The following is a 24185-nucleotide window of genomic DNA, read 5'->3' as shown; positions in this document are numbered from 1 at the left end:
GATGAGCTCACTTTCTCTCGCAGCCGTGTCCGGCCGCCGCGTCAAGGCACGCCGGGCCGGCGTCGGGGTGACCCGCCCGGGCTTCGCCTGGGCGATACCCGCGACCCTCTTCTTCCTGCTGTTCGCGATCCTCCCGCTGGCGCTGGTCGCGGTGCTGTCCTTCACCAGCTGGGACGGCGTCACCGCGCCGCACTTCAACGGCCTGGCGAACTGGACCAAGCTGATCCACGACCCGGTGATGACCCAGAGCATCTGGCTCACCCTCGTGCTCACCGTGCTCGGGATCGTGACGCAGACGCCCATCAGCATCCTGCTGGGCGTCTGGGCGGCCGGACCCCAGCGCAACCGGGCCGTGCTGTCCGCGATCTTCTTCGTCCCCCTGCTGCTCTCGGCGACCGCGGTTTCAGTCCTGTGGCGCGCCCTGCTCGACCCCAACTTCGGCATCCCGGGCCAGCTTCCCTCGCTGTTCGGCAACGGCAACCTGCTCGGCAGCCAGGCCGGTTCGATCGCGGTGCTGACCTTCGTCGGAATGTGGCAGTTCACCCCCCTGCACGCACTGCTCTACCAGGGCGGCGCCCGCGCGGTTCCGCAGGTGCTCTACCAGGCCGCGGCGATCGACGGGGCCGGCACCGTGCGGCAGTTCTTCCACATCACCCTGCCGCAACTGCGCAACACAATGATCACCTCGATGATCCTCATGGTCGTCGGCGGGCTCACCACCTTCGACACGGTGCTGATCCTCACCCAGGGCGGCCCCGGCACGGACACCACGGTCAGCGCCTATTACATGTACGAGCAGGGCTTCAAGGAATACGACTTCGGCGCCGGCTCGGCCATCGCGCTGGTCCTGGTCGTGGTCGCCACCCTCATCTCCCTGGCCGTGGTCCGGCTCTCCGGCTACGACAAGATGCGCAGCACGGCGGAGGGGATCTGATGCGACAGCGCCCCAACTACCTTGCCGGGCTGGGCTCCCTGATATGGCTCGCTCTGGTCGGTCTGCCGCTCTACGTGCTGCTGATCGCGACCCTGCGCACCACCTCCAACTACTCCAGCCAGGGCCCGCTCAGCTTTCCGTCGCAGCTGACCCTGAGCAACTACTTCAACGCGTTCTCCAACGGCTTCGGCCAGGACTTCCTCAACACCCTGATCGTCACCGTCAGCGTCGTCGGCATCGTGCTGGTGGTGGTGCCGCCGCTCGCCTACGCCATCGTGCGCGCCCAGGGCCGGACCATCACCGTCGTCTTCCGGTTCTTCCTGCTGGGACTCGCGATCCCCGCGCAGGCGGTGATCGTTCCGATGTTCTACGTGATCAGCCAGGCCGGGCTCTATGACCACCTGATCGGCGTCATCCTGCCCACCGCCGCGTTCTCGCTGCCGGTGTGCACCCTGGTACTGACCGGGGCGATGCGCGACATCACCCCCGACCTGTACGAAGCCATGGCGATGGACGGAGCCTCCCCGCGGCGGGTCTTCAGGCAACTGGTCCTGCCGCTGTCGAAAGGCGGGCTCTCCTCCATCGTCGTCTTCTCGGCCCTGCAGGCCTGGAACGGCTTCCTCTTCCCACTGATCCTCACCCAGTCGGACTCGACCAAGGTGATCACCCTCGGTCTGTACAACTTCCAGACCGAACACGGCGTCGACGTCCCCGGACTGCTCAGTGCCGTGGTGCTGTCCATGCTCCCCATCTTCGTCGTCTACCTGTTCGCCCGCCGCGCCCTGGTCCAGGGGCTCATGGGGGTCGGAGGAAAGTGACCGGCAACATGAACCCCGCCGCCGAACTCGCCACCCCCGCGTGGCGTGACGTCTCACTCGACCCCGCGATCAGGGCCGACGCCCTGATCGCGGCGATGACCCTGCGGGAGAAGACAGCGCAGCTGGTCGGCGTCTGGGTGGGCGCCTCCGACGAGGGCGGCGAGGTCGCCCCGCACCAGCACGAGATGGAGGAGCCGCCGGACCTGGACGAGCTGCTGCCGCACGGTCTGGGCCAGCTGACCCGGCCGTTCGGCACCGTTCCCGTGGACGCCGCCGTCGGTGCGCTCTCGCTCGCCCGCTCCCAGCAGCGCATCGCCGCCGCCAACCGCTTCGGCATCCCGGCGATCGCCCACGAGGAATGCCTGGCCGGGTTCGCGGCCTGGGGGGCGACCGCCTACCCGGTCCCGCTGTCCTGGGGAGCGACCTTCAACCCCGAGCTGGTGCGCACCATGGCCGCCGCCATCGGGACCGACATGCGCGCCGTCGGCGTCCACCAGGGCCTCGCCCCCGTGCTCGACGTGGTGCGCGACGCCCGCTGGGGCCGCGTCGAGGAGACCATCGGCGAGGACCCGTACCTGGTCGGCACCATCGCCACCGCCTATGTGCAGGGCCTGGAGTCCGCCGGGATCGTCGCCACGCTCAAGCACTTCGCCGGCTACTCCGCCTCGCGGGCCGGCCGCAACCTCGCGCCGGTCACGATGGGCACCCGCGAGCGTGCCGACGTCATCCTTCCCCCGTTCGAGATGGCGCTGCGCGAGGGCCGACCACGCTCGGTCATGCACGCCTACACCGACACCGACGGCATCCCCTCGGCCGCCGACCAGGAACTGCTCACCGGTCTGCTCCGGGACACCTGGGGCTTCGACGGGACTGTGGTGGCGGACTACTTCGGCATCGCCTTCCTCAAGCTCCTGCACGGCGTCGCCGGAAGCTGGGACGAGGCGGCCGGGCTCGCCCTCGCCAGCGGCGTCGACGTCGAGCTGCCGACCGTCAAGACGTTCGGACAGCCGCTGCTCGACGCGGTCGAGGCCGGCACCGTCCCCGAGGAACTGATCGATCGTGCCCTGCGCCGGGTCCTCGTCCAGAAGGCACAGCTCGGCCTGCTCGACCCTGACTGGAACCCGATTCCGCAGGCTATCTCCGGTGCGAATCCCACCGTTCCCGAAGCGCTGCGCGGCAGTGTCGACCTCGACCCCCCGGCCAACCGGCGGCTGGCGCGCGAGCTGGCGGAGCAAGCCGTCGTGCTGCTGCGCAACGACGGCACGCTGCCGCTCGGCCGCCCCCGCCGGATCGCGTTGATCGGCCCCAACGCCGACACCCCGACGGCCGTGCTGGGCTGCTACTCCTTCCCCGTGCACGTCGGCTCACAACACCCCGAGGTTCCGACCGGCATCGCGCTGCCCACGCTGCACGAGACCTTGGCGGCCGAGTTCCCCGACGCCGAGATCTTCTCCGCACCCGGTGCGGCAGTCGACGGCGACAGCACGGCCGGCTTCACCGAGGCGGTCGCGGCGGCTCGTGCCGCCGACGTCGTGGTGCTCGCCCTCGGGGACCGCGCCGGCCTGTTCGGCCGCGGCACCAGCGGCGAGGGATGTGATGTCGAGTCGATGCAACTGCCCGGCGTGCAGGAGCAGTTGCTCGACGTCCTGCTGGATGCCGGCACACCTGTGGTACTCGTCATGCTGGCGGGCCGCCCCTACACACTGGGGCGCGCCGAGACGGAGGCGGCGGCGATCCTGCAGTCCTTCTTCCCTGGGGAGGCGGGCACCGAGGCGATCGCCGGCGTGCTCAGCGGGCGGGTGAACCCCTCCGGACGGTTGCCCGTGAGTGTGCCGCGGCACAAGGGTGTCCAGCCCTCCACCTACCTGGCCGCCCGGCTGGCCCAGGACAGCGACGTGTCCAGCACCAGTACCAGCGCTGCCTACGCATTCGGCCACGGGCTCGGCTACACGGAATTCGAGTGGTCCGCGCTCGACGTCGGCGTCGCGGAGACCGGCACCGACGGCGGCTTCCGCATCGCCTTCGAGGTCCGCAACACCGGCGAACGCTCAGGCTGCGAGGTGGTGCAGTTCTACCTGCACGACCCGGTGGCCTCGGTGGTCCAGCCGGTGCAGCGCCTCGTCGGCTACCGGCGCCTCCTGCTCGAAACCGGGGAAGTCTGCCGGGTCCTCCTGGAACTGCCCGCGGACCTGGCCTCCTTCACCGGCCGCGAGGGCCGTCGCATCGTCGAGCCAGGCGAGCTGGAGCTGCGGATCTCCGCCAGCAGCACCGACCACCGCATCACGGTCCCGATGCACCTGACCGGCCCGGTCCGGGAGGTCGACCACACCCGCATGCTGCACCCCGTGGTCACCGTCGAGTGCCGCTGACGCGACGAAAGGCCGCGCGTGTACACCGACCTGCCCGAGGCCCAGCTGCGGCGCTATCACAGCAGCCGGACCGAACCAGACGACCTCGACTCGCTCCACGACGTCAGGCGGCCGGAAAGGAACACATTCTGTGCATACGTACGACAACCCTGTGATCAGCGGGTTCCACCCCGATCCGAGCGTGTGCCGGGTCGGTGACGACTACTACCTGGTGTGCTCCAGCTTCGAGTACTTCCCCGGGCTGCCGCTCTTCCACAGCAAGGACCTCGTGCACTGGGAGCGCATCGGCAACGTGCTCGACCGGCCCGAGCAACTGCCTCTGCCTCTCCCGGGTGCGAAGGCGTCCGGCGGCCTCTACGCCCCCACGATCCGTCACCACGACGGCCGTTACTGGATCATCAACACCAATGTCGACGGCGGCGGCAACTTCGTCGTCACGGCCGAGCGTCCCGAGGGGCCGTGGAGCGACCCGGTGTGGATCGACCTGACCGGGATCGACCCCGATCTGGCCTGGGAGGAGGACGGCACCTGCTGGTGCGCCTTCTCCGGGCCCGAAGGCGGCATCAACGTGGCCAGGATCGACCCGGACAAGGGGGAGGTGCTGGAGGGGCCCTTTGCCACATGGTCGGGCAGCGGCCTCAAGTACCCCGAGGCTCCGCACCTCTACCGCATCGGCGACTGGTGGTACCTGCTGATCGCGGAAGGCGGCACCGAACGCGGCCACAGCGTGTCCATCGCCCGCGGCCGCTCGCCGCGCGGCCCCTGGGAAGGCGCACCCACCAACCCCCTGCTGTCCCACAGCGGCACCGGCCGCTCCATCCAGAACACCGGCCACGCCGACCTGGTGGAGGCTACCGACGGCAGTTGGTGGATGGTGCTGCTCGGCGTCCGGCCCCGCGGCTTCACGCCCGACGTGCACGTGCTCGGTCGCGAGACGTTCCTGACCCCCGTGGAGTGGGACGAGGACGGCTGGCCCGTCGTCGCGCCCGTTCCCGAGAGCCACACGGCCCCGGGCGGGGTCTGGCACCCCGTGCCGACCCTGCCCGCCCGCGACGACTTCGACAAGTCCGCTCTCGCGCCGCACTGGATCTCGCCGTTCACCCGCCCAGAGGGCTCCTGGTCGCTCACCGAGCGCCCTGGTTGGCTGACCCTCAGAGCCACCGGCACCACCCTCGACCGCCCCGGGTACACCTTCGTCGGCCGCCGCCAGCAACACCACGACTGCCGCGTCACCGCTGCGATCGACCCGGGTACGGGACGCGGCGGCCTCAGCGTGCGCATGGACGAAGCCCACCACTACGAACTGGAGGTCGGAGACGGACAGGCCGGCGTCGTCGCCCGGATCGGTCCGCTCCGTCAGACCGTGGCCGGCCGACCGGTCCCGTCCGGACCGCTGATCGTCACCATCGCGATCCGCACGTCCGACCTCGTGCCCGCGTCGCCCGAACTCACCGATGGCGGGCCCACCGGCCCTGACACCGTCGCCTTCTGGCTCGGCGACCCCGACGCCCCGGACGCCCAGCCACTCGTCGAACTGGACGGGCGCTACCTGTCCACCGAGGTCGCCTGCGGCTTCACCGGCCGCGTTGTCGGCATGTACGCCATCGAGGGCGCGGTCGCCTTCGACTGGTTCGAGTACACCCCGGCATCGGCGCCCTCCGTTTGATGCTCGGCCTCCGGCCACGTGCGACACCTGCGTCCGTGCGGGCGTCGCACGCGGCATGCCGCCAGACCGCCCGTCAAAGGAAGTGACCGAGCTACTCCGCGCGCCCACCGTCGGACGGCCTGGCCACGCTCACCACCCCCGCCACTGCCAGCCGTATCCGGACCGCCCCCCGGTGCACCAGTTCCCGCGAGAGCGCCCGCGACGGGCCGGATGCCGCGGCGTTTCCCGTCAGCAGCGCGCAGGGGGTCTGCGCGGGTCCGGATCGGCGTGCGTCGAGGTCTTCGGGGCGCTGGTCCGCCTGCCCGCTGCAGTGCCGGATCGCCGCCGTGGTGCCGGTGCCCGCGGACTGGCTGACGCCCGGGCAGTCGAGGCAGCGCCCTTACTGCTCACCGACGATCTTCCGGTTGCCGGAGGGCGGCGGCGGATTCGGGCCGAACCGGGTGAAGAACTGCCACACCGCTGCCGACGTCCAGGTGCGCCAGCCGTCACCGGTGGATCCGTCGATCGGTCCGGGGTCGTGGCCCGCTCCGTCGAACGCGGCCCAGACCACGGGGTATCCGGACGTGCATCCCGAGTAGGTGGTGATGATGTGCGTCAGGCTTCCGTACGCCGGCTCGGGCGGGTTCCGCGGAGTACAGCCGTTCGCCCGGACGAAGGTGTCGCGCAGTGCCCGTCCCGACGAGATGGGCAGCACGTTGTCCCTGATGCCGTGCAGCCCCATGTAGGCGATGCGCTGGTTGCCGCCGTTGCACCCGCTGAGGTTCGCGCCGGAGTACACGGCGACCGCGCGGAAGACCGTCGCCCGGGAGCAGGCGAGGGCGTACGACATCGCACCGCCGTAGCTGAAGCCGGCGGAGAACAACTGGGTGGTGTCGACGCACAGACCTGCTTCGATCCGGCTGACCATGGCGTCGACGAAGGCCACGTCCTGGCCGCCGGAGTTGGCCCAGCCGTTGCCGATGCCCTGCGGAGCGACGAAGATCGTCCCGTTGTTCGCATTGTCCGCCAGGCGCCGGAGGCCGTAGTAGGACCAGTTGTATCCGTCCGTTCCACCCGAGTCGACGTCGCTCGCAGTGCCACCCCGCCAGTGGAAACCGAAGATGAGCCGGTAGGGGTGGTTGCTGTCGTAGCCGGCGGGGACCCGCAGTATGTAACTCCGCGTCTGGCCTCCGCTCTGCATCGTGTGTGTTCCACTTGTCAGCGTCGGGGCCTTGCCGCAGCCGGCGGTCGCCAAGGCGGCGCCGCTGGTGGCCGACGCGGGCGCGCCGAGGCCGCTGCTGAACGAGGTGCCCGCGGCTGACAGGACGAGAAGTATCGCGGCAGCGATGGACGTCAAGAGCGGTTTGCGTTTCATGCACTCCTTCTTCCCTGGTTGAGGGACGGGGACGGAGCGTCGGTCGCCGGGGGTCACACGCCGGTGATCATCCACTCGTTGTTGGTGCTGGAGTTCGGAGTCCACATCACCGCCGTCGAGCCCACCGTGGTGCTGCCGCTGCCGTCGAGCGCCGTGCCGGTGCCCCGGTTGACGATCTGGTAGCGGTTGCCGCCCAGGCTGCTCAGCGACCACTGCTGGTTGGTGCCGCCGTTCCAGGCCGCCTGCCGGACGGGGGCGCCGTCGGCGGAGTTGCCCCAGCTGTCGGCGGCCATGCCGTTGGTGCGGTTCATGACGCGGTAGTAGCCGTTGCCGAGGTTGATCAGCTGCCATTGCAGGTTGGCGCTGCCGTCGTAGTTCCACTGCTTGAGGTTGGAGCCGGAGGCGACGTCGCCTCCGCTGTCGAGCACCAGTCCGCTGGTCGCGTTGGCGATCTTCACCCAGGTCGTGGAGCCTCCCGGTGCGCCCAGCACGGGAATCTCACCGGAGAAGGTCAGTTTCACCGTGTACGCCAGGGCGCTGAACGGCGGGTTCGACGAGGGCATGGCCAGGTGCAGACCGGAGGCGTCCTGGGTCGGTGCGGGCAGGTCGACGTAGGTACCGGCGGCGTTGTCGAGCAGTCGGGCGCCGGTCAGGCTGCTGAGGTTGATCTGGTTCGAGTTCAGCGTGGTGATGGTCATGGTGCCGCCCTGCCAGCCCAGCGCGGTGACGTAGAGGACCTTGTTGTCCTGGCTTCGGGTGAACCGGATGTCCTGCGGTTTGCCGGCCACCGGTCCGCTGAACGCGCCTCCCCCCATCTTGGTGGGGCCCTCCCCGTAACTCGTCCAGGAGCGGGTGCCGTAGACCGCCTCTCCGAAGCGGCCGAGCCAGTCGCCCATGCCGAGCAGGATGGACCGCTGCTCGGAGGGGATGGTGCCGTCGGCCATCGGGGCGATGTTCAGCAGCATGGTGCCGCCCTTGCTGACCCGGTCGATCAGTGAGTGGAGCAGTGCCTGGGTGGAGTAGTAGCCGATGCCCACCGTGTAGCACCAGCTGGAGGAGGAGATGCTGTCGTCGGTCAGCCAGTAGGGGGTGAGCAGTCCTGCCGGGCCGCCGCGCTCGAAGTCGAAGACCTCGCCCTTGTTGTCGAGTCCGTCCTTGTAGGTCGCGACGACGTCCTTGTTCCAGGAGACGGCCCGGTTGTAGTAGTACGCGAGGAACTGGAGCCGGTCCGATTCCTGTACCAGGTTGAGGTCGAAGTCCTGCCAGATCAGGTCCGGTTGGTAGCCGTCGACGACTTCGACCAGCTTGTCGTACCAGAGCTGGTTCTCGGCAGCCGGGCCTTGCTGGCCGAAGAGGACGCGCAGGGTCGGGTCCGACTGGTTCGGCACATGGTCGTAGTAGCCGTTGAAGTGGTAGGCGTGGTGGAGGGAGGCCATGAACTTCAGTCCCTGCCCGCGGATGGCCTGCGCGTGCAGCCCCACGAGGTCGAGCATGGGGCCGTGCCGAACCGAGTTCCACGGGTTGGAGCGGCTGTTCCACATGGAGAAGCCGTCGTGGTGCTCGGCGACCGGGCCGGCGAACCTCGCGCCCGCGGCCCTGAACAGCTGCGCCCAGGCGTTCGGGTCCCAGTTGCCGCCCCGGGAGGCGAGCTTGGGCGCGAACTGCACGTGGTCGCCGGCCTTGTCGCGGGCTCCGTCGATGAAGTTGTTGTACGGCCATACCGAGGGGTCGCCGTAGGTGGCGATGTGGTGCTGGTTCTCGGCCGAGCCGCTGATGTACATGTTGCGCGGATACCACTCGTTGCCGAACGCGGGGACGCTGAAGACGCCCCAGTGGTAGTAGATGCCGAACTTGGCGTCCTGGAACCAGGCCGGGGCAGGAGGGTGCTGGTCCACGGAGGACCAGCTCGCGGTGTAGCTCGCGGGGCCGTCGGTCGCGGCGGCCCCGGGGGCGAACCGCAGCATGCCGAAGGCCGTGGCCGCGCCGGTCGCCGCCAGCAGCCGGCGCCGGCTGATCGGAAGGGAGGAGGAAGTCATGCGGAGCCTCTCAGCGTCATCGACGGGGTGGGTGACTCGGCCGTCACCGGATCAGTTGCGCGTCCACTTCTGGTTGCCGTTCTCCAGGTCCGCCTCGACCCACGGGCCGCTGCCGGTGCACCCGCCGAACCAACAGGCCGTGCCCCAGTGGATGTGGCCACTCCGCTGGCGTGGTCGAGCCGGTAGCCGCGGGGGGGGGTGACCTTGATGCCGAAGACCTGGTGGCCGGCCGCGGTCACCGGCAGAGGCATGGCGTCCGCTCCGACGTCGGATCCGCCCGGGCCGGGGCCGTTCCAGTAGCCGCCCCAGGAGATGGGCAGGTCGTTGTGCCCGGCGGTCTGGTCGTAGGGCTTCGTGACCGTGCACGGCGTGCCCGCGCGGAACGACACCCGGGACGCGGCGCCGGCATACACGCCCGCGCCGAGCACCCCGATGTCGCGGTAGCTGTGGTCGGAGGCCCGCTGGATCTGGTAGAGCGGCCCGTTGTACGACGCGAAGAGCGCCCTGGTCGTGGAGTGCGCCGTCACGCGCCGCGTACCACCCGCGGCATAGATGTCACAGGGCGGCGACGCGCCGGCCGCTGAGGGGTTCACCGGCGCCGTTCGGACCGCGGAGGGCGTGCTCGTCCGCGGGGATGTGGCGAACGCCGGGGTGTCCAACGCGGCCGGGGCCATCGCCCAGGGATGAGTCATCCCAGCGTCCACCGCTGGTTGCTCCCGCCGTTGCAGGTCCACAGCTGGGCGAGGGTTCCGTCAGCCGTGGCCCCTCCGGTGACGTCCAGGCACAGGCCGGACTGGACTCCGGTGATCGTGCCGTTGGAGTTGAGCGACCACTGCTGGTTGGTCTGGCCGTTGCACGGCCAGATCTCCACCTTCGTCCCCGGGGTGGTCTGGTTGTCGTACGCGTCCAGGCACATCTGGCCGCTGCCGGAGTAGACGGTGAGCTGGTCGGAGGTGGTATGCGTCCAGGTCTGGTTCGCGCCGCCGCTGCAGCTCCAGATCTCCACCTGGGTACCCGCGGTCGTGGTGGAGTTCGGTACGTCCAGGCACTTGGCCGCACCCACCGCGTGCAGCTCACCGGTAGCGCTGGTACCACCGCCGCTGGTGCCGCCCGCGACCCGGTACATCACCGTGCCGTGCGCCGGTACCGAGGCGCTGATCGTGCCGGAGGTGGTCGAGGACGCGCCCGACCACAGGTCGGTCAGGGTGTAGGTCGACGCCCCGGTCTTCCCGATCGCGGCCGCGGTGGTGGTGATGGTCGCCGTCGAGTCCGTCTCGTTGAACAGCGCCACCGACACGTCCCCGCCCGCCAGCGGCTTGGCCAGCACGTCCAGGCCGCCCGAGGACGACACCATGGTCCCCTGTTTGCCGAGGGGGTCCTGGTCGACCGCGATCACCCGGGAGTTGGTCAGCGTGGACAAGGTGTCCGCACTGGCCGAGGCTATGTTGGTGCCCGCGATCAGCGGCGCGGCCATCTCCGCCCACAGACTGAACTCGCTGCGGCTCTCGGTCGCCGTCAGCGAGCCGTTGCCGACCTCCAGCATGTCCGGGTCGTTCCAGTGGCCGGGGCCCGCGTAGGAGGCCAGTCCCACGTTGCTGTGGAAGATCGACAGCATGCTGGAGTACGTGGGGGTGATGTCCCCGGTGGTGCGCCAGCTGTTGCCCACGCCCGCGCCCCAGGTCCACACGTTCTCCTGGCCCCAGTTGCACAGGCTGAACAGGATCGGCCGGCCGGTGGCCGCCAGGGCGTCCCGCATCGCGGTGTACCGGCTCTGCGCCGGTGCACCGGTGTTGTTGCAGTTGTCGTACTTCAGGTAGTCCACGCCCCACGACGCGAACGACTGCGCGTCCGTGGTCTCATGCCCCAGGCTGCCCGGGTATCCCGCGCAGGTCGCGGTGCCCGCGTCCTCGTAGATCCCGAGCTTCAGCCCCAGCGAGTGCACGTAGTCCGCGGTGCCCTTGATGCCGTCGGGGAACTTGGCCGGGTCCGGCACCAGGTGGCCGCCGGAGTCGCGGTTGTGGGTCATCCAGCAGTCGTCGATGTTGACGTACGAGTATCCCGCCGCCTGCATGCCGTTGGTGTGCATCGCCTGAGCGGTGGACTTGATCAGCGACTCGGAGACGTTGCAGCCGTACGCGTTCCAGTCGTTGAAACCCATCTGCGGGGTCAGCGCGAGCCCGTTGCCGAGCGCCGCGGCGGGCTGCGCCGTGCCGAGGGAGAGGAGAGAAGCGGCCACGGCGACCAGCAGGGCCGAGAACGTGAGCGCCAGGGTTCTCCGCAGGCCCAGCAGTGAAGGCAGCGGCCGAAGGCGCCTGGCTGTCATGGTGGTCGTTGGCATAAGCCATCTACTCCTGGGGCGAGTTGAGAAACTGACGGAGAATCAGTGACAGTCAGCGGTGACGTCGACCCGGACCTCGCGGTGGGTCGCGTCGGAGGGGTCGCCGGCGACGACGGCTCCCTCGTGGAAGGTGCCGGCGCTCGGGTTGGCGCCGCCGGGCTTGCAGCGGCCGTCGCCGTTACCCATGACGGCGGCTTCCCGAAGGGCTCCGAACGGCGTCGAGCGCTCCCGCCGGCGCGCCCGAGAGCCTGCACAGGGAACACTCAGACATCCCATGTCACATAGTGATTCCATAAGGTCCAACGCCCTGTCAATAGAGATGACTTAGCAATTGAGAGCCCAATACATCCCATGTCTACTGTCTGGTGGGGCAGCAATGACGGCATGTCGAAACCCGCGTCCGGATACGGCAGCCGTGCCGGGCGCGGGTGTTCGTTCTCAGGGCCCCGACCGGTGTGCTTCTCAGCAGCCCGGGGAGCAGGAGCGCGCTGGGCGCCTAGTACGTCACCTGAGGGTCCAGCGCTGGTTGGCGCCGCCGTTGGAGTCCCGGACCTGCAGGGACGTACCGTTCGCCGTCTGCCCGCCCAGCGCGGACAGGACCGCCGCGTAGGCGGGCTTCTTGTTCCCGCCCGCATCGAACAGCAGCGGGTTCTCCCCCGTCCGCCACGAGTCGCTGTCCCTGATCCCCCACACCGTCATACCGGTGCAACGCGCGACGCTCATGCACGCCTTGACGGTGTTCGCGTACGCCGTGGGGGACGCCTGCGCGATGTCCAGCTCGGTGACCTGGACGTCGACGCCGAGCGAGGCGAAGTTCGACAACGTGGTCCGGAAGCCGGCGGGCGGTCCGCCGGCGCCGAAGTGGGACTGGAGGCCGACGCAGTCGATGGGCACTCCGCGCGCCTTGAAGTCGCGCACCATGTTGTAGACACCCTGGGTCTTGGCGTCCGACCAGTTCTCGATGTTGTAGTCGTTGTAGCAGAGCTTGGCCGCCGGGTCGGCCGCCCGTGCGGTGCGGAACGCCTCCTCGATGAAACCGTTGCCCAGGACGTTCTGGAAGACCGAACTGCGGTGCTGGCCACTGCCGCCGTCGGCGAAGGCTTCGTTGACCACGTCCCAGGCGTAGATCTTGCCCTTGTAGTGGTTCATCTCGGTGGTGATGTGGTTGTCCATCACGCTGCGCAGGGTGTTCGCGTCGGTGATGGAGCTGACCCAGCCGGGCAGTTGCGAGTGCCAGACCAGCGTGTGGCCCCGCATCCGCTGACCGTGCGCGCTGGCATGGTTGACGATCCGGTCGGCCGGCCCGAAGTTGAAGTTGCCGCGGGACGGCTCGGTGGTGTCCCACTTCATCTCGTTCTCCGGGGTGATCATGTTGAACTCCCGGTCGAGAATCGTGGAGTACACCGAGTCGCCGAGCTTTCCGGCGGCCACGGCCGTGCCGAAATAGCGGCCGCTGCCGGCTGCTGCCGCGCCCAGCGTGCCGGAAGCCGCGTGGGCGGCGGGGGCCGCCGTACCGGCCAGGACCAGTACCGCGGCGGCTGTCGAACCGATGGCCGAGGCCAGGACTCTGCCCAGACGGGGCCCCTCGTTGAACCAGGACATGATGGATCTATCTCCTCGTGTGTGTGGGGGGAAGTCGCCGATCACGCGACAGGCGACTTGTGGAGTCGGCTCACGCGGCTCAGGAGACCGGCAGAGCGGTCCACTGCTGGTTGGCACTGCCGTTGCAGTCCCACAGGGTCAGTTGCGTACCGTCCGCGGCAGACGCACCGGGGTCGTCGAGACAGCGGCCGGAGACCGGGTTGCGGTAACCGCCGTTGTACGCCTGCCATTGCTGGTTGGTGCCGCCGTTGCAGTCCCAGATCTCGATCTTGGTGCCATTGGCGGTACCACCGCCCGTGGCGTCGAGGCACTTCCCGAGTGCCCGCAAGGTGCCGTCCGAGCGCGCGGACCACCACTGTGCGTCGGCGCCGTTGCAGGACCAGATCTGCACGGCGGTCCCGTTGGCGCTGTTGCCGCCGTTGACGTCCAGGCACTTCCCCGCGACCCCGGAGTGCACCGGCACGCCCACGGAGACCGGCGGCTTGATCCAGCCTGCCGCGTCCGCGGCCTGGACCCCGGCGTTGAAGGCGTCCGCCATCTTGGTGTAGCCGTTGTCGTTGGGGTGTAAGGGGTCGGACAGGTCCGCGGTGGTCAGAGCGCTCATGTCCACCAGGCGCACATGCTTGCCGGCAGTCTGCTCGGCCTGGACGATGCCGGGCAGCTTGGCGTTGAAGGCGGGGCGGGTGGCCTCCTCGGTGCTGTTGGTGGAGACGATCAGGGTGCCGACGAGGACGGTCGCGTCAGGGGCGTCGGCCGTGATCTGGTCGATGAGCGCGTGGAGCCGTTCGGCGGCGGGCTCAGCCTGAGAACCGCCGTTCAGATCATTGGTGCCGATCTCCAGGGTGATCACGTTGGGCCGGTACCGGGCCAGCACGGAGTCCGCGATGCCGGCTATCTGGTCGATATGCCAGCCGGAGTGGCCTTCGTTGTCCGGGTCGGACATCGTGCCGTTACGGCCCGACCCCACGAAGTCCAGGGCATGCCCTTCGGCCGCCAACCGGTTCCACAGGAAGCCCCGGTAGCCGTTCCCGGACGGGCTGCCGACGCCCCAGGTGATCGAGTCGCCCAACGGCATCAGCCGCAAGGAGGCGGGTGCGGCGGCCCGCACGGCGGACGGCGACGCCCCGGTGTCGGTGGCAGCCGCGGCGGGCAGGGCGGCGCCCATGCCGAGCGCCGCCGTCAGCGCTGCGGCCAGAGGCACCGAGTACTTCTTCATGTGCATTCCTCATGAGTGGGGGAAATAGCGGGGGTTGAACAAGCTGCCGCTTGTGTTCCGGAAGGCGTACGAGCCGTCGGACTGCTGTAGCGGCAGCCACCGGCTGTTGGCCGCTCCGCCCGGGGCCTGCTGCACGATGTCGGGGCTGCGGGGGCGGCCCACAGGCCACGGAGCGCTCTGGCTCTGGACATGCTCGTCCTCCGGTGCCGGCAGGTGTTGTCCCGTGGTGTCGAGGCCTGGTGGCGAGCGGTCCGTGACGGGCGGTGAGCCGGCCACGGACCGAAGCCGTTCAGGTCAGTCGAGGCTCCATCGCTGGTTGGATCCGCCGTTGCACGGCCACAGTTCCGCGAGGGCGCCGTTGGCCGTGGAGGCGCCGGTGACGTCGAGGCAGAGTCCGGACTGGGTGCCGGTGACCGTGCCGTCGGAGTTCAGCTGCCATTGCTGGTTGGCGCCGCCGGTGCAGGGCCAGGTCTCCACCTTGGTACCGGCGGACGTCTGGTTGTCGTACGCGTCCAGGCACATTTGGCTGCTGCCGCTGTAGACCGTCAGCTGGTGGGACGACGTGCGGGTCCAGGTCTGGTTGGTGCCGCCGCTGCAGTCCCAGATCTGCAGCTGTGTGCCCGCCGTGGTGGACGAGTTCGGCACGTCCAGGCACTTGCCCGCGCCCACCGCGTGCAGCGCTCCGGTGCTCGTCCCGCCTCCGGAAGACGAATTGCCGTATCCGGCCGCGGTGATGTTGGCCTGGACGGCGCCCTCGGTCGCGTCCGACGGGTAGCCGGAGGTCATCACCCCTTCGTAGAAGGTGCCTTGGGCGCCCTTGCTGTTGTCGCCGCCGGTGCCCAGGATGATGGCCCCCTGCTTGCGCATCGGGTTGTAGCCCGAGACGTTGGGACGGGGCCCGTCGTAGTAGGTGGACAGCCCGCCGGACTGCGCGTTGCCGCCACGGATCGCCCAGTGGTTCGCCCCGCCCTTGATGATGGCGGTCGTGTACCGGTAGTCGATGGACGGATCGCCCGCGTTGTAGTGCTGGTTGACTCCGGAGAACAGCCCGTTCTCCAGGTCGGCCATGATCCACGGACCGTTGCCCGAACCATAGCCCCACACCCTGATGTTGCCGAAGTAGATGGCCTCCATGGTGCCGTTGCCGTCGTCGTTGCTGTTCGTCTCGGCGTTGCCGTAGTCGAAGCAGCAGCCGCCGTTGTAGTGCGTGCCGTCGAAGATCGCGTACATGCCCTCGGGGCTGTCCCCGGTGGCGATGCCGTTGGTGTGGTTGTTCCGGTAACCGGTGCCGGGCGCCACGAAGACGCCGTAGGCCTTGTGGCCGCCCACCGTGGTGGGCGCGGCGGTCGCGTTGGCGAGGTTGTCGGGCCCGCCCGCGGCGCCACCCGCGGGCGCCTGGGTGAGGTTGTTGCCGCGGCCGGACTGGTCGTAGACGATCGTGATCAGGCACGTCGTCCCCGAGCAGAACGAGTCCTGGGCGGCGGCGTCGGCATACCCGCCCGCGCTCAGGACACCGATGTCCCGGGTGGTGTTGTCCGAGCCACGCCGGACCTGGTAGAGCGGCCCGTCGTACGAGGCGTACAGCGCTCGTGTCGTGCTGTGCGCCGCCACACAGGGCGTACCGCCCGCCGCGTAGATGTCGCACGGCCCGGAGGCGGCGGCCCGTGCAGTGCTGGCCGTGGCCGTGGCGCCGATCAGAGTTCCGACGACGAGCGCGGCCGCGGCCCCCATCCGGGCGACCATGGTCCGCCGAGAGCGCCGAGAGCGGGGCGAGCCTCCGGGCGCAAGGACGTGTGCCTGGTCCGGCACGCTTTCTGGCCTGCCACGCTGTCGTACCGCCGCGAGTAACAGCCGGACGCCACCGCGGCCGGACAGCAGCTGACGTCTTGCACGTACGGTGCCCATCTGATCTCCCCACCGTGCCGACGCAACCCGGCCGGGCTTGGTGTTGGTGGCGTCGGCGCATCCGGAAGCGCTTGAATGGCTGTCTTTTCCGCGAGATTGCAGAGAGGTTTCGGGGGGAGACGGTGCCCCCGATTTCGCGGCACTGTCAAGGGTCTTGGAGCCCCTCTCACCAACCTTGTCGCGGAATCGATTCGACGGCTGGATCCCAGCGGGTCAAGGTCGGCCGACGCATCTGCGCGCTCCGCATCGTGGCCGGCAGATGACGGCGTGTCCGCCGGCCGCGCGGGTATGCTCGCCGACCGGTCCCGGACCATCCGGATGACCTGCCATATCGCCGGTGAACAGGTGCGCAGCCAGCAAACCCGGGTGCCGAGCCACCGGTTCCGAGTGCACCGGCCGTAGCGGCGGGAGGGCGCCCCGGCCGTCGGCATCCGGCCTCCCACCGCGCCACGCCATTGACCCCACACTCCTCCGGTCGTAACCTCCACTGTCGAAGCGCTTGCGTAGAACCGGTTCGCACTACACCTTGTGCAAGACATGAAACGCGTGACCATCGTGACCACGGGACGGTACCGGCCCGGTGTCATTCCCCGCGGGCTCATGGCACTCGGACACTCTTCGTCCACCTGATGCCTTCACGACGCCCGGACACCGGTGAGGCACCGTGGGGCCAGGGCACTCGTCCAGCACCGCTTGAGACCAGTCCGTCGGGTGACTGCAACGCCGTACGCCAACGCACCGCCGCAGACTCATCACCCGAGTGCCGCACAGCCGCAGTGATCCGGCACCGGGATGAAGGTCCTGCCCCCTGATTCAAGACCTTCGTCGACAACGACACCCACCACACCGAGTTCCTCCACGCCGGGAGCGGGCGGCGCATCCCTGCCAGGAAACCGAGGTACAGCCATGCGCCGCAGACTCCGCGCCCTCGTGGCCTCGTTCTTCGCCCTGCCGCTGGCGCTCGCCGTCGCACCGTCCGCTCACGCCGCCGACCCGGCCACCATGACCAGCGGGTTCTATGCGGACCCCGACTCCGGCGCGGAACGGTGGGTCGCCGCCAACCCCGGTCACGGCCGGGCGTCCGCGATCAACGCCTCCCTCGCCGACACCCCCATAGCCCACTGGTTCGGCTCCTGGAGCGGCACGATCGGCACCGCCACCGGTGCCTCCGCGGGCGCGGCCGCCTCCCAGCACGAGCTGCCTCTCCTCGTCGCGTACAACATCTACAACCGCGACCACTGCGGCGGACACTCCGTCGGCGGAGCCGCCTCGCCGTCCGCCTACGCGAGCTGGATCGCCCAGTTCGCCGGCGGTATCGCCGACCGCCCGGCCATCGTCCTCCTTGAACCGGACTCCCTCGCGGACTACGGCTGCACAACCCAGGCTCAGACAGCCGAACGCGAAGGCATGATCACCGGCGCCCTCACGCAGTTCGATCGCCAGGCGCCCGACACCTGGGTCCGCCTCGACGCCGGCCACCCGGGCTGGGCGAGCCCGGCGACCATCGCCCAGCACCTCCACGAAGCCGCCCTCCGCCAGGCCCACGGCTTCTCGCTCAACATCTCGGACTACTGCACCACGGCCGAGAACATCGCCTACACAGCGTCGTCAACAGCGAGTTGCGGACCCGCTACGGCTGCACGAAGCCGTTCGTCGTGGACTCCAGCCGCAACGGCAACGGCTCCAACGACCGGTGGTGCAACCCCTCGAGCCGCCGCATCGGCATGCCGACCCAGCCGCGCGGAGGCGCCGAGATGCTCCTGTGGATCAAGACCCCGGGCAAGTCCGACGGCAACTGCGGCGTCGGAGCCGGCTCCTCGGCCGGACAGTTCCTCCCCGAGGTCGCGTACAAGATGATCCACGGCTACTGATCCCGGACTCCGTGACCTGGTGCGTTCCTTCCTGCCACCGGGACACGGGCGCCGTTGGCCACAGCCCGGCCGGGTCCACCGCGCGCCGCTTTCCGCTCAGACGGTCGACAGCCCGCCCGGTGACAGACGCTCCCCCATCCAACCACCGCCCAGGAGCAGCCATGACGTCACGCAGCCCCCGGCGCCGCGCGGCCACCGCCATCGCGGCGCTCGCCCTGTGCGCCGCCTTCACCACGACGCAGGCTCAGGCCACGCCCACGCAGGACGTGATCACCCCGGCCACGAAGTTCTATGCGGACCCGCACAGCAAGGCGGCGAAGCAGGCCCTCGTCGACTTCAGGCACGGCGACATCGAGGACGCCACGAACATGGCCAGACTCGCGAGCTGGCCGCAGGCCGAATGGTTCACCGAGGGTACGCCCGACGAGGTACGCGTCAAGGTGCACAAGTTCGTCCACCGGGCCCGGACCGTCGGCCGGACCCCCGTCCTGGTCGCCTACGACATACCCGGCCGGGACTGCTCCCAGTACTCGAGCGGCGGAGCCGCATCCTCCGCCGCCTACCACCAGTGGATCGACGCCTTCGCCGCCGGCGTCGGCGACGACGACGCGGTGATCGTCGTGGAACCCGACGGCCTGGCCAACCTTCCCAAGGACTGCGGGCCCACCACCGACCCGACCGGCGAACTCACGGCCGCCCGCATCGCCGACCTCGCCTACGCCGTCAAGACCCTGAAAGCCCGACCGCGCACCGCGGTGTACCTGGACGCCGGCAACGTACAGTGGCGGTCCGTCGGTGACATCGCCCAGCGACTGCAGGACGCCGGCGTCCAGTACGGCGACGGATTCGCCCTGAACGTGTCCAACAACCACCCCACCGACCACAACGCCAGATACGGCACCTGGATCGCCAAGTGCCTCTGGTACGCCACCGAAGGCCCCGAGCAGGCACACGGGCACACCGACTGGTGCGCCAGCCAGTACTACTCGTCCGCCGCCCCCAACGACGGCGCCCCCGGCGACGCCGTCTCGCCCACAGACCCCACCACCTGGCGGTGGACCGACGCCTGGTTCGACCAGAACGTGGGCACCCCGCCGGCCGACGAGCTGCGTCACTTCGTGATCGACACCAGCCGCAACGGCCGGGGGGCCTGGACCCCGCCGGCGGGCAAGTACAGCGGGGACCCGGAGGTCTGGTGCAATGCGCCCGGCCGCGGTCTCGGCCCACGCCCCACCGCCGACACCGGCGTCCCGCTCGTCGACGCCTACCTGTGGATCAAGACCCCCGGTGAATCCGACGGCAGCTGCACCCGCAGCACCGGCGGCACGATCGACCCCGAGTACGGCATCGTCGACCCGCCCGCCGGCGCCTGGTGGCCCGACCAGGCCCACGCACTGGCCCGCAACGCGGTACCGCGCCTGACGTTCCACCGCTGAGCCCGGTCGGACGCCCCGTACGCGTCGGCCCGCCGAGCCCGCTTCCTCTCCAAGTCGCCGGTCACCGAGCCGGTGTGGGTGGGACTCGGTTGCTCGTGCCGGTCGCGTACGGGATCGCGCCGGGTGAACGGTGTACGGGGCGGTCTGCGGCCGAACTGCCGACGCGGGACTGGGCGGTGCGGCGTCGGCTCGATCCTCCGAACGGACTGACATGTAGACAGAGGCCATGAGGCGAGGCAGGCCGCGCGACAGGGTCGACGCGGACACAGGCTGGCTGATGCTGGCCACCACCGTGGCGCTGACCGCCGCGGGCCGGGGGGCTGGCCGCTCTGGTCCTGGCGCTGCTCCCCGACCGCAGGGCCGGCGCCGGGACCCCGCCACCACCCAGGCGATCACGACGACCTCGCCCAAGGCGGGCAGCACGACCGCGCCGGGCACCCCGGCCGGGACAGGGACGGCGACGGGCACGGCGACCCAACCAGTCGGCGAGACACTCCCGGAAACCCTCCGGTCCGGCCGGACACCGTCCGGCGCGGGGGCCGTCAGACGTCGCGAAGGTCCACTAACTCCTCGAAGAAAAACTCGTGTTTCACCCTGCCGCCGCCATTCCGACACTTTCGGTCGAGTGGAGTGGGGGTGATTTGCATCGTGTCACTGTGGGCGGCTCCGTTCCAACCCCGTCGATACATCCGATGTCATTGCCCAACATCAGGGCGACTTGTCGGCCAACTACCGTCTCTTCGCAACAACATGCGGCACGAGACTCGACAGAAACGGCACCACGCCTGTTAATTCATCCAATGTCTCGGAAGACCGAACAGGAGGAACTACGTTGCCGGAATCCACGTCGCGCAGATCGGTACTCGCCGCCATGGCCGCCATGACAGTGGCCGCCGCGGGCGGTTCCGTCACGGTGGCGGCACCCGCGGACGCCGCGCCCGACGCGCCGCTCCCGCTGCCGCTGCCTGCCCTGCGGATCCCGAGGACCGACATGGGAGTCGAGCAGCAGCCCGATTCCGCGATCGAGTGGCTCCAGGACGCCAAGCTGGGCATGTTCATCCACTGGGGCGTGTACTCCGGCCCGGCCAAGGGCGAGTGGTGGATGCACAGCGCCCCGATCACGCCGGCGGACTACCGGAAGTACGTCACCGACGCCACCGACGAACAGTTCACCGCGGACGCCTATGACCCGACGGCCTGGGCGCGACTGGCCAAGGACTTCGGAGCGAGGTACGTGACGCTGACCACGCGCCACCACGACGGCTTCGCCCTGTGGCCGCTGAACCATCCCAACAGCTGGAACTCCGGCCAGGCGCCGCTGGGTCGTGACTTCGTCGGGGAATACGTGGCGGCGGTGCGGGCGGCGGGTCTGAAGGTGGGCCTGTACTACTCGCCGATCGACTGGCGCTATCCCGGTTACTACGACGTCCGCGGCACCCACTGCGCACCCAACCCCTGGAACTACACCACCGATCCCGCGCACAAGGAGAACGCGCGGGTCATGAAGACCGAGGTGTACCAGTCGGTCAAGGAGCTGGTCACCCGGTACGGCCCGATCGACGACCTGTGGTGGGACGGCGGCTGGCTGGCGGAGCAGGGCAGCGACGCGGACGCCGCGTTCTTCTGGGAGCCCGGCCGGTACCGCGACCCCGCCAACGAGTGGCCGGTGGACGCCGCCTACGGCGAGACGGACGGCGACGGCAGGCCGCTCGGCCTGATGGGGATGGTGCGCAAGCACCAGCCCGGCATCGTCGCCACCTCGCGCTCGGGCTGGACGGGCGACTACGCCAGCGACGAGGGCCCTTCCGTCCCGAGCGGGGCGATCCGCACCGGCCTCGTCGAGAAGGTGTTCACCGTCGACGGCACCTGGGGTTACAACTCCGGTGCCACCGTGATGAGTTACGGCACCGCCATGGACATCCTGGTCAACTGCTGGGTGCGGAACATGACCGCGATGGTCAACGTCGGCCCGGACCGGCACGGCACGGTGTCCGACGCCCAGGCCGGGCTGCTGCGGCGGATCGGCACCTTCATGGCGTCCTGCGGCCGGTCGGTCTACGGGACCCGCGGCGGCCCGTGGCACCCGGTCGACGGCCAGTACGGCTTCACCTGCAAGGACGACACGTTCTACGTGCACCTGCTGCCCGGCTACAGCGGAACCTCGTTCACCATCCCGCCGCTCGGCGACGCCAGGATCGTGCGGGCCTTCGATGTGCGCACCGGTGCCGCCCTGGCGTACTCGGCCGGCGGCGACGGCCGGGTGACGATCAACGGCATCGACCGCACCGCCCATGCCGAGGACAGCGTCGTCGGCGTCACGCTGGACCGGTCCGTGCAGCCGGCCGACATCGCAGCCGGCCGGACGGCGACGGCCGACAGCGAGGAGTCCTCGAAGGGCAACACCGCCGCGAGGGCGGTCGACGGCTCCACCTCGACCCGGTGGTGCGCGAACGACGGCGGCACCGGCCACTGGCTCAAGGTCGACCTCGGCTCGCCCCGGTCGCTGACCGGCACCCGCATCGCCTGGGAACTGGACGGGGTCAACTACCGTTACTCGATTGAGGGTTCCGTCGACAACCGCAGGTGGAACACGCTGGCCGACGACACGGCCACCACCAGCACCAGTCAGGTCCAGGTCGCCTTGTTCCGGAGCCGGGCACGGTATGTGCGGGTCACGGTCACCGGGTTGCCTTCCGGGGCATGGGCGTCCATTCGCACCTTCGAGGTCTACGACCGGCCCTTCTCAACCGACCTGGGATCATAAGCGCCGGAGAGCCGACCCAAGGGGCTTCGGCCGCGACAGCCGAAGCCCCGATTCGCGGGAACATCATCCTCAGGAGGTGATGAAGACCCGGACGTCCCAGGCGCCGAGGCCCACCGATGTGCCGACGGGAATCGCGCGGCCGTCGAGGACGGCGGTCAGCTCACGGGGCGCATGGGACGGCGGCTTCCTGCCAGCTCCAGCCTGCCTCCCACCGTCGACGCCGCCTTCAACCACTACGCGGGGGCGGACAGGAGCATGCAGAGGGAAGAGACCCGCCCGCCCGCAAGCGCCGGCTTCCCTCCCCGGACGGAACGTGTCACCGCGGGTCGGTCAGGCCGTCGTACCGGCGACCGAGGTTCCGGACTTGGTCACGTAGTACGTCGCGGGCCGCCCTGGCGAAGTCCGCAGGAATCGTTGTCCCACAGGAACGTGGCCACGCCCCGGGTGCGGGCCGCGGCGCCGAACGCCTCGAAGCAGTACAGCATCTCGCCGCGCTCCACTCCACCGGACGGGCCGAAGTCGTAGCCGAGCACGCCGTACTCGCCGAACACCGTGGGGATGCCCCGGGCCAGGAAGGTGTCGTGCACCCGTTCGGGGCCCTTGACGCCGATGACGATCTGGCGGGTGGTCATGCCCCAGACGGAGCGCACGGTGCCGAACTGGCCGACGGGGAAGTCGGATCCGGTGCCGACCTGGGCGCCCGGGCCGATCCAGCCGCAGACGGGGAAGAGGCGGGCGGCGCGTCCGGGGCGCCAGAAGCCCTCCTCCACCTGGGCGGTGTCGTGCAGCAGCGGCTGCAGCATGGTGACGGGAATGCCCAGCGCGACGGCGCGGGCGCGCTGTTCGGGGCCGGCCAGGCCGCAGTCTTCCGTCACCAGTGTGCCGGCGGACAGGTCGGGATTGCGTGGCCGAGGCCGGGCCGCGGTGGGCGTGGTTCGGTGTCAGACAGTTCGGGCTGCGGCGGTGTCGCGGAGGAGTCCGGCGAAGGTCAGCGCGGCAGGGGTGAGAGGGTGGTCGGCCATGCGAACCAGGAGGATGCGGCGGACGGGGGCCGGCGGCTGGAGCGGCAGGACGTTGACGCCGGGGCGGATGCCCTCCAGGGCCAGGGTGGGGGCGAGGGCGACGCCGATGCCGGCGGCGACCATGGCCTGGGCTTCCTGGTAGTCATGGGCCTCGTAGGCGATGTGGGGCTCGAAGCCGACGGCGCGGCAGCCGCGGACGAGGGCTTCGGCCACCGGGTGGTGGTCGGCGCGGGTGATCCAGGGGTCGTGTGCGAAGTCGGCGAGTGAGGCGGATTCGCGGCCGGCGAGTGGATGGTGGTCGCTGACCAGAAGGGCTGGCGGATCATCGAGGAGTGAGGTGACGACGACGTCCTCCCGGTCGATTCGGCTCCAGTCGTAGTCCCACATCAGCGACATCTCGATCTCCCGGTTCTCCAGCATCGTCCACAGTCCGGCGATGCGGGCGCTGCGCACGGTCAGCCGTACGTCGGGGTGGGCGTCCCGGAAGGCGATCACGGCCTGCGGGAGGAGCGAGGCGCCGACGGTGGGGAAGGTGCCGATGCGCAGTGTGCCCGCGCGCAGACCGGCGAAGTCGGCGAGTTCGTTTTCCGCGGCCTGTAGTTCGCGTTCGATCCGTTGCCCTCGTTCAGCCAGCGCCCGCCCGGCGTCAGTGAGGGTGACGCCCCGGGCGTGGCGTTCCAGCAGAGGTTGTCCTGCCTCCGTTTCCAGGCGGCTGATCTGCTGCGATACCGCTGACGGTGTGTAGTTGAGGGCGCGGGCCGTCGCCGTCACCGAGCCGCGCCGGGCGACCTCCGTGAACAGCAGGATGCGCCGGACGTCCAGCATGCCGCCACCTCCAGCGTTCACTTCACCTT

Annotated in this window: 13 protein-coding genes and 4 pseudogenes; 7 read left to right on the top strand and 10 right to left on the bottom strand. The window is 69.7% G+C overall.

What is annotated here, in order from left to right; all coding sequences use genetic code 11:
- The first annotated feature begins 1 nt into the window (after position 1).
- The 4 genes from BIV23_RS39265 (at position 2) to BIV23_RS39250 (ending at position 5787) form a co-directional block, all read left to right on the top strand.
- Entirely contained in the window at positions 2–934 is a 933-nt protein-coding gene (locus tag BIV23_RS39265) for a carbohydrate ABC transporter permease (RefSeq protein ID WP_071385787.1), read from the top strand.
- Entirely contained in the window at positions 934–1752 is an 819-nt protein-coding gene (locus BIV23_RS39260) for a carbohydrate ABC transporter permease (RefSeq protein ID WP_053659069.1), read from the top strand. Before BIV23_RS39265 ends, BIV23_RS39260 begins: the two co-directional genes overlap by 1 nt.
- Positions 1753–1760: 8 nt before the next feature.
- Entirely contained in the window at positions 1761–4121 is a 2361-nt protein-coding gene (locus BIV23_RS39255; RefSeq protein ID WP_071385816.1) for a beta-xylosidase/alpha-l-arabinosidase, read from the top strand.
- A gap of 130 nt (positions 4122–4251) precedes the next feature.
- Positions 4252–5787 (top strand): glycoside hydrolase family 43 protein, encoded by a 1536-nt coding sequence (locus BIV23_RS39250; protein ID WP_071385786.1) that lies wholly within the window; start codon positions 4252–4254, stop codon positions 5785–5787.
- Positions 5788–5878: 91 nt separating this feature from the next.
- Here the strand turns inward: BIV23_RS39250 and BIV23_RS39245 are convergent.
- From BIV23_RS39245 to BIV23_RS39215, 8 genes and pseudogenes are all read right to left on the bottom strand, one after another.
- Positions 5879–7141 (bottom strand): annotated as a pseudogene (locus BIV23_RS39245) (CE1 family esterase).
- Between the two features lie 53 nt (positions 7142–7194).
- A complete protein-coding gene (locus BIV23_RS39240) occupies positions 7195–9177 on the bottom strand; it encodes an alpha-L-fucosidase (protein WP_071385785.1) in 1983 nt (660 codons plus the stop codon).
- Between the two features lie 51 nt (positions 9178–9228).
- A pseudogene (locus tag BIV23_RS39235) lies at positions 9229–9851 on the bottom strand (arabinofuranosidase catalytic domain-containing protein).
- 14 nt (positions 9852–9865) lie between these two features.
- Positions 9866–11515 carry a glycoside hydrolase family 27 protein gene (locus BIV23_RS39230; protein ID WP_079173695.1) on the bottom strand — a complete coding sequence of 550 codons (1650 nt, stop codon included), beginning with the start codon at positions 11513–11515 and terminating at the stop codon, positions 9866–9868.
- A 42-nt stretch (positions 11516–11557) separates the two neighbouring features.
- Positions 11558–11701 (bottom strand): arabinofuranosidase catalytic domain-containing protein, encoded by a 144-nt coding sequence (locus BIV23_RS50885; protein ID WP_177240204.1) that lies wholly within the window; start codon positions 11699–11701, stop codon positions 11558–11560.
- Between the two features lie 330 nt (positions 11702–12031).
- Positions 12032–13117: pseudogene (locus BIV23_RS39225) on the bottom strand (glycoside hydrolase family 10 protein); the annotation flags it as partial.
- Between the two features lie 79 nt (positions 13118–13196).
- The gene (locus BIV23_RS39220; protein WP_071385782.1) at positions 13197–14333 is read right to left on the bottom strand and encodes an SGNH/GDSL hydrolase family protein; all 1137 of its coding nucleotides are present in this window, start codon (positions 14331–14333) and stop codon (positions 13197–13199) included.
- 294 nt (positions 14334–14627) lie between these two features.
- Entirely contained in the window at positions 14628–16064 is a 1437-nt protein-coding gene (locus BIV23_RS39215; RefSeq protein ID WP_107471402.1) for an arabinofuranosidase catalytic domain-containing protein, read from the bottom strand.
- A 1080-nt stretch (positions 16065–17144) separates the two neighbouring features.
- On the opposite strand from BIV23_RS39215, the pseudogene BIV23_RS39210 reads away from it, so the two are divergent.
- The 3 genes and pseudogenes from BIV23_RS39210 to BIV23_RS39200 all read left to right on the top strand — a co-directional run bounded on the left by BIV23_RS39210 (position 17145) and on the right by BIV23_RS39200 (position 22309).
- Positions 17145–18109: pseudogene (locus tag BIV23_RS39210) on the top strand (glycoside hydrolase family 6 protein).
- Between the two features lie 161 nt (positions 18110–18270).
- Positions 18271–19545, top strand: coding sequence for a glycoside hydrolase family 6 protein (locus BIV23_RS39205; protein WP_071385780.1), 1275 nt, complete (start codon positions 18271–18273; stop codon positions 19543–19545).
- An 871-nt stretch (positions 19546–20416) separates the two neighbouring features.
- The gene (locus tag BIV23_RS39200) at positions 20417–22309 is read left to right on the top strand and encodes an alpha-L-fucosidase (RefSeq protein ID WP_245790860.1); all 1893 of its coding nucleotides are present in this window, start codon (positions 20417–20419) and stop codon (positions 22307–22309) included.
- A 368-nt stretch (positions 22310–22677) separates the two neighbouring features.
- Here the strand turns inward: BIV23_RS39200 and BIV23_RS52740 are convergent, their stop codons facing one another.
- A complete protein-coding gene (locus tag BIV23_RS52740) occupies positions 22678–23184 on the bottom strand; it encodes a hypothetical protein (protein ID WP_071385778.1) in 507 nt (168 codons plus the stop codon).
- Between the two features lie 66 nt (positions 23185–23250).
- A complete protein-coding gene (locus tag BIV23_RS39190; protein WP_053659048.1) occupies positions 23251–24156 on the bottom strand; it encodes a LysR family transcriptional regulator in 906 nt (301 codons plus the stop codon).
- Positions 24157–24185: the final 29 nt, after the last annotated feature.

Origin of the sequence: Streptomyces monashensis (assembly GCF_001866665.1) — a bacterium.
GTDB classification, from domain to species: domain Bacteria; phylum Actinomycetota; class Actinomycetes; order Streptomycetales; family Streptomycetaceae; genus Streptomyces; species Streptomyces monashensis.
The sequence above is the reverse complement of the archived record's forward strand: the minus strand, read 5'-3'. Positions and strand labels throughout refer to the sequence as shown.

Excerpts from the sequence above, each read along its gene's own strand:
- BIV23_RS39230 (WP_079173695.1), bottom strand. The coding sequence starts at position 11,515 with ATGCCAACGACCACCATGACAGCCAGGCGCCTTCGGCCGCTGCCTTCA.
- BIV23_RS39215 (WP_107471402.1), bottom strand. The coding sequence starts at position 16,064 with ATGGGGGCCGCGGCCGCGCTCGTCGTCGGAACTCTGATCGGCGCCACG.
- BIV23_RS39240 (WP_071385785.1), bottom strand. The coding sequence starts at position 9,177 with ATGACTTCCTCCTCCCTTCCGATCAGCCGGCGCCGGCTGCTGGCGGCG.
- BIV23_RS39220 (WP_071385782.1), bottom strand. The coding sequence starts at position 14,333 with ATGAAGAAGTACTCGGTGCCTCTGGCCGCAGCGCTGACGGCGGCGCTC.
- BIV23_RS50885 (WP_177240204.1), bottom strand. The coding sequence starts at position 11,701 with ATGGGTAACGGCGACGGCCGCTGCAAGCCCGGCGGCGCCAACCCGAGC.
- BIV23_RS39260 (WP_053659069.1), top strand. The coding sequence starts at position 934 with ATGCGACAGCGCCCCAACTACCTTGCCGGGCTGGGCTCCCTGATATGG.
- BIV23_RS39200 (WP_245790860.1), top strand. The coding sequence starts at position 20,417 with ATGGCCGCCATGACAGTGGCCGCCGCGGGCGGTTCCGTCACGGTGGCG.
- BIV23_RS39265 (WP_071385787.1), top strand. The coding sequence starts at position 2 with ATGAGCTCACTTTCTCTCGCAGCCGTGTCCGGCCGCCGCGTCAAGGCA.
- BIV23_RS39190 (WP_053659048.1), bottom strand. The coding sequence starts at position 24,156 with ATGCTGGACGTCCGGCGCATCCTGCTGTTCACGGAGGTCGCCCGGCGC.
- BIV23_RS39255 (WP_071385816.1), top strand. The coding sequence starts at position 1,761 with ATGAACCCCGCCGCCGAACTCGCCACCCCCGCGTGGCGTGACGTCTCA.
- BIV23_RS39205 (WP_071385780.1), top strand. The coding sequence starts at position 18,271 with ATGACGTCACGCAGCCCCCGGCGCCGCGCGGCCACCGCCATCGCGGCG.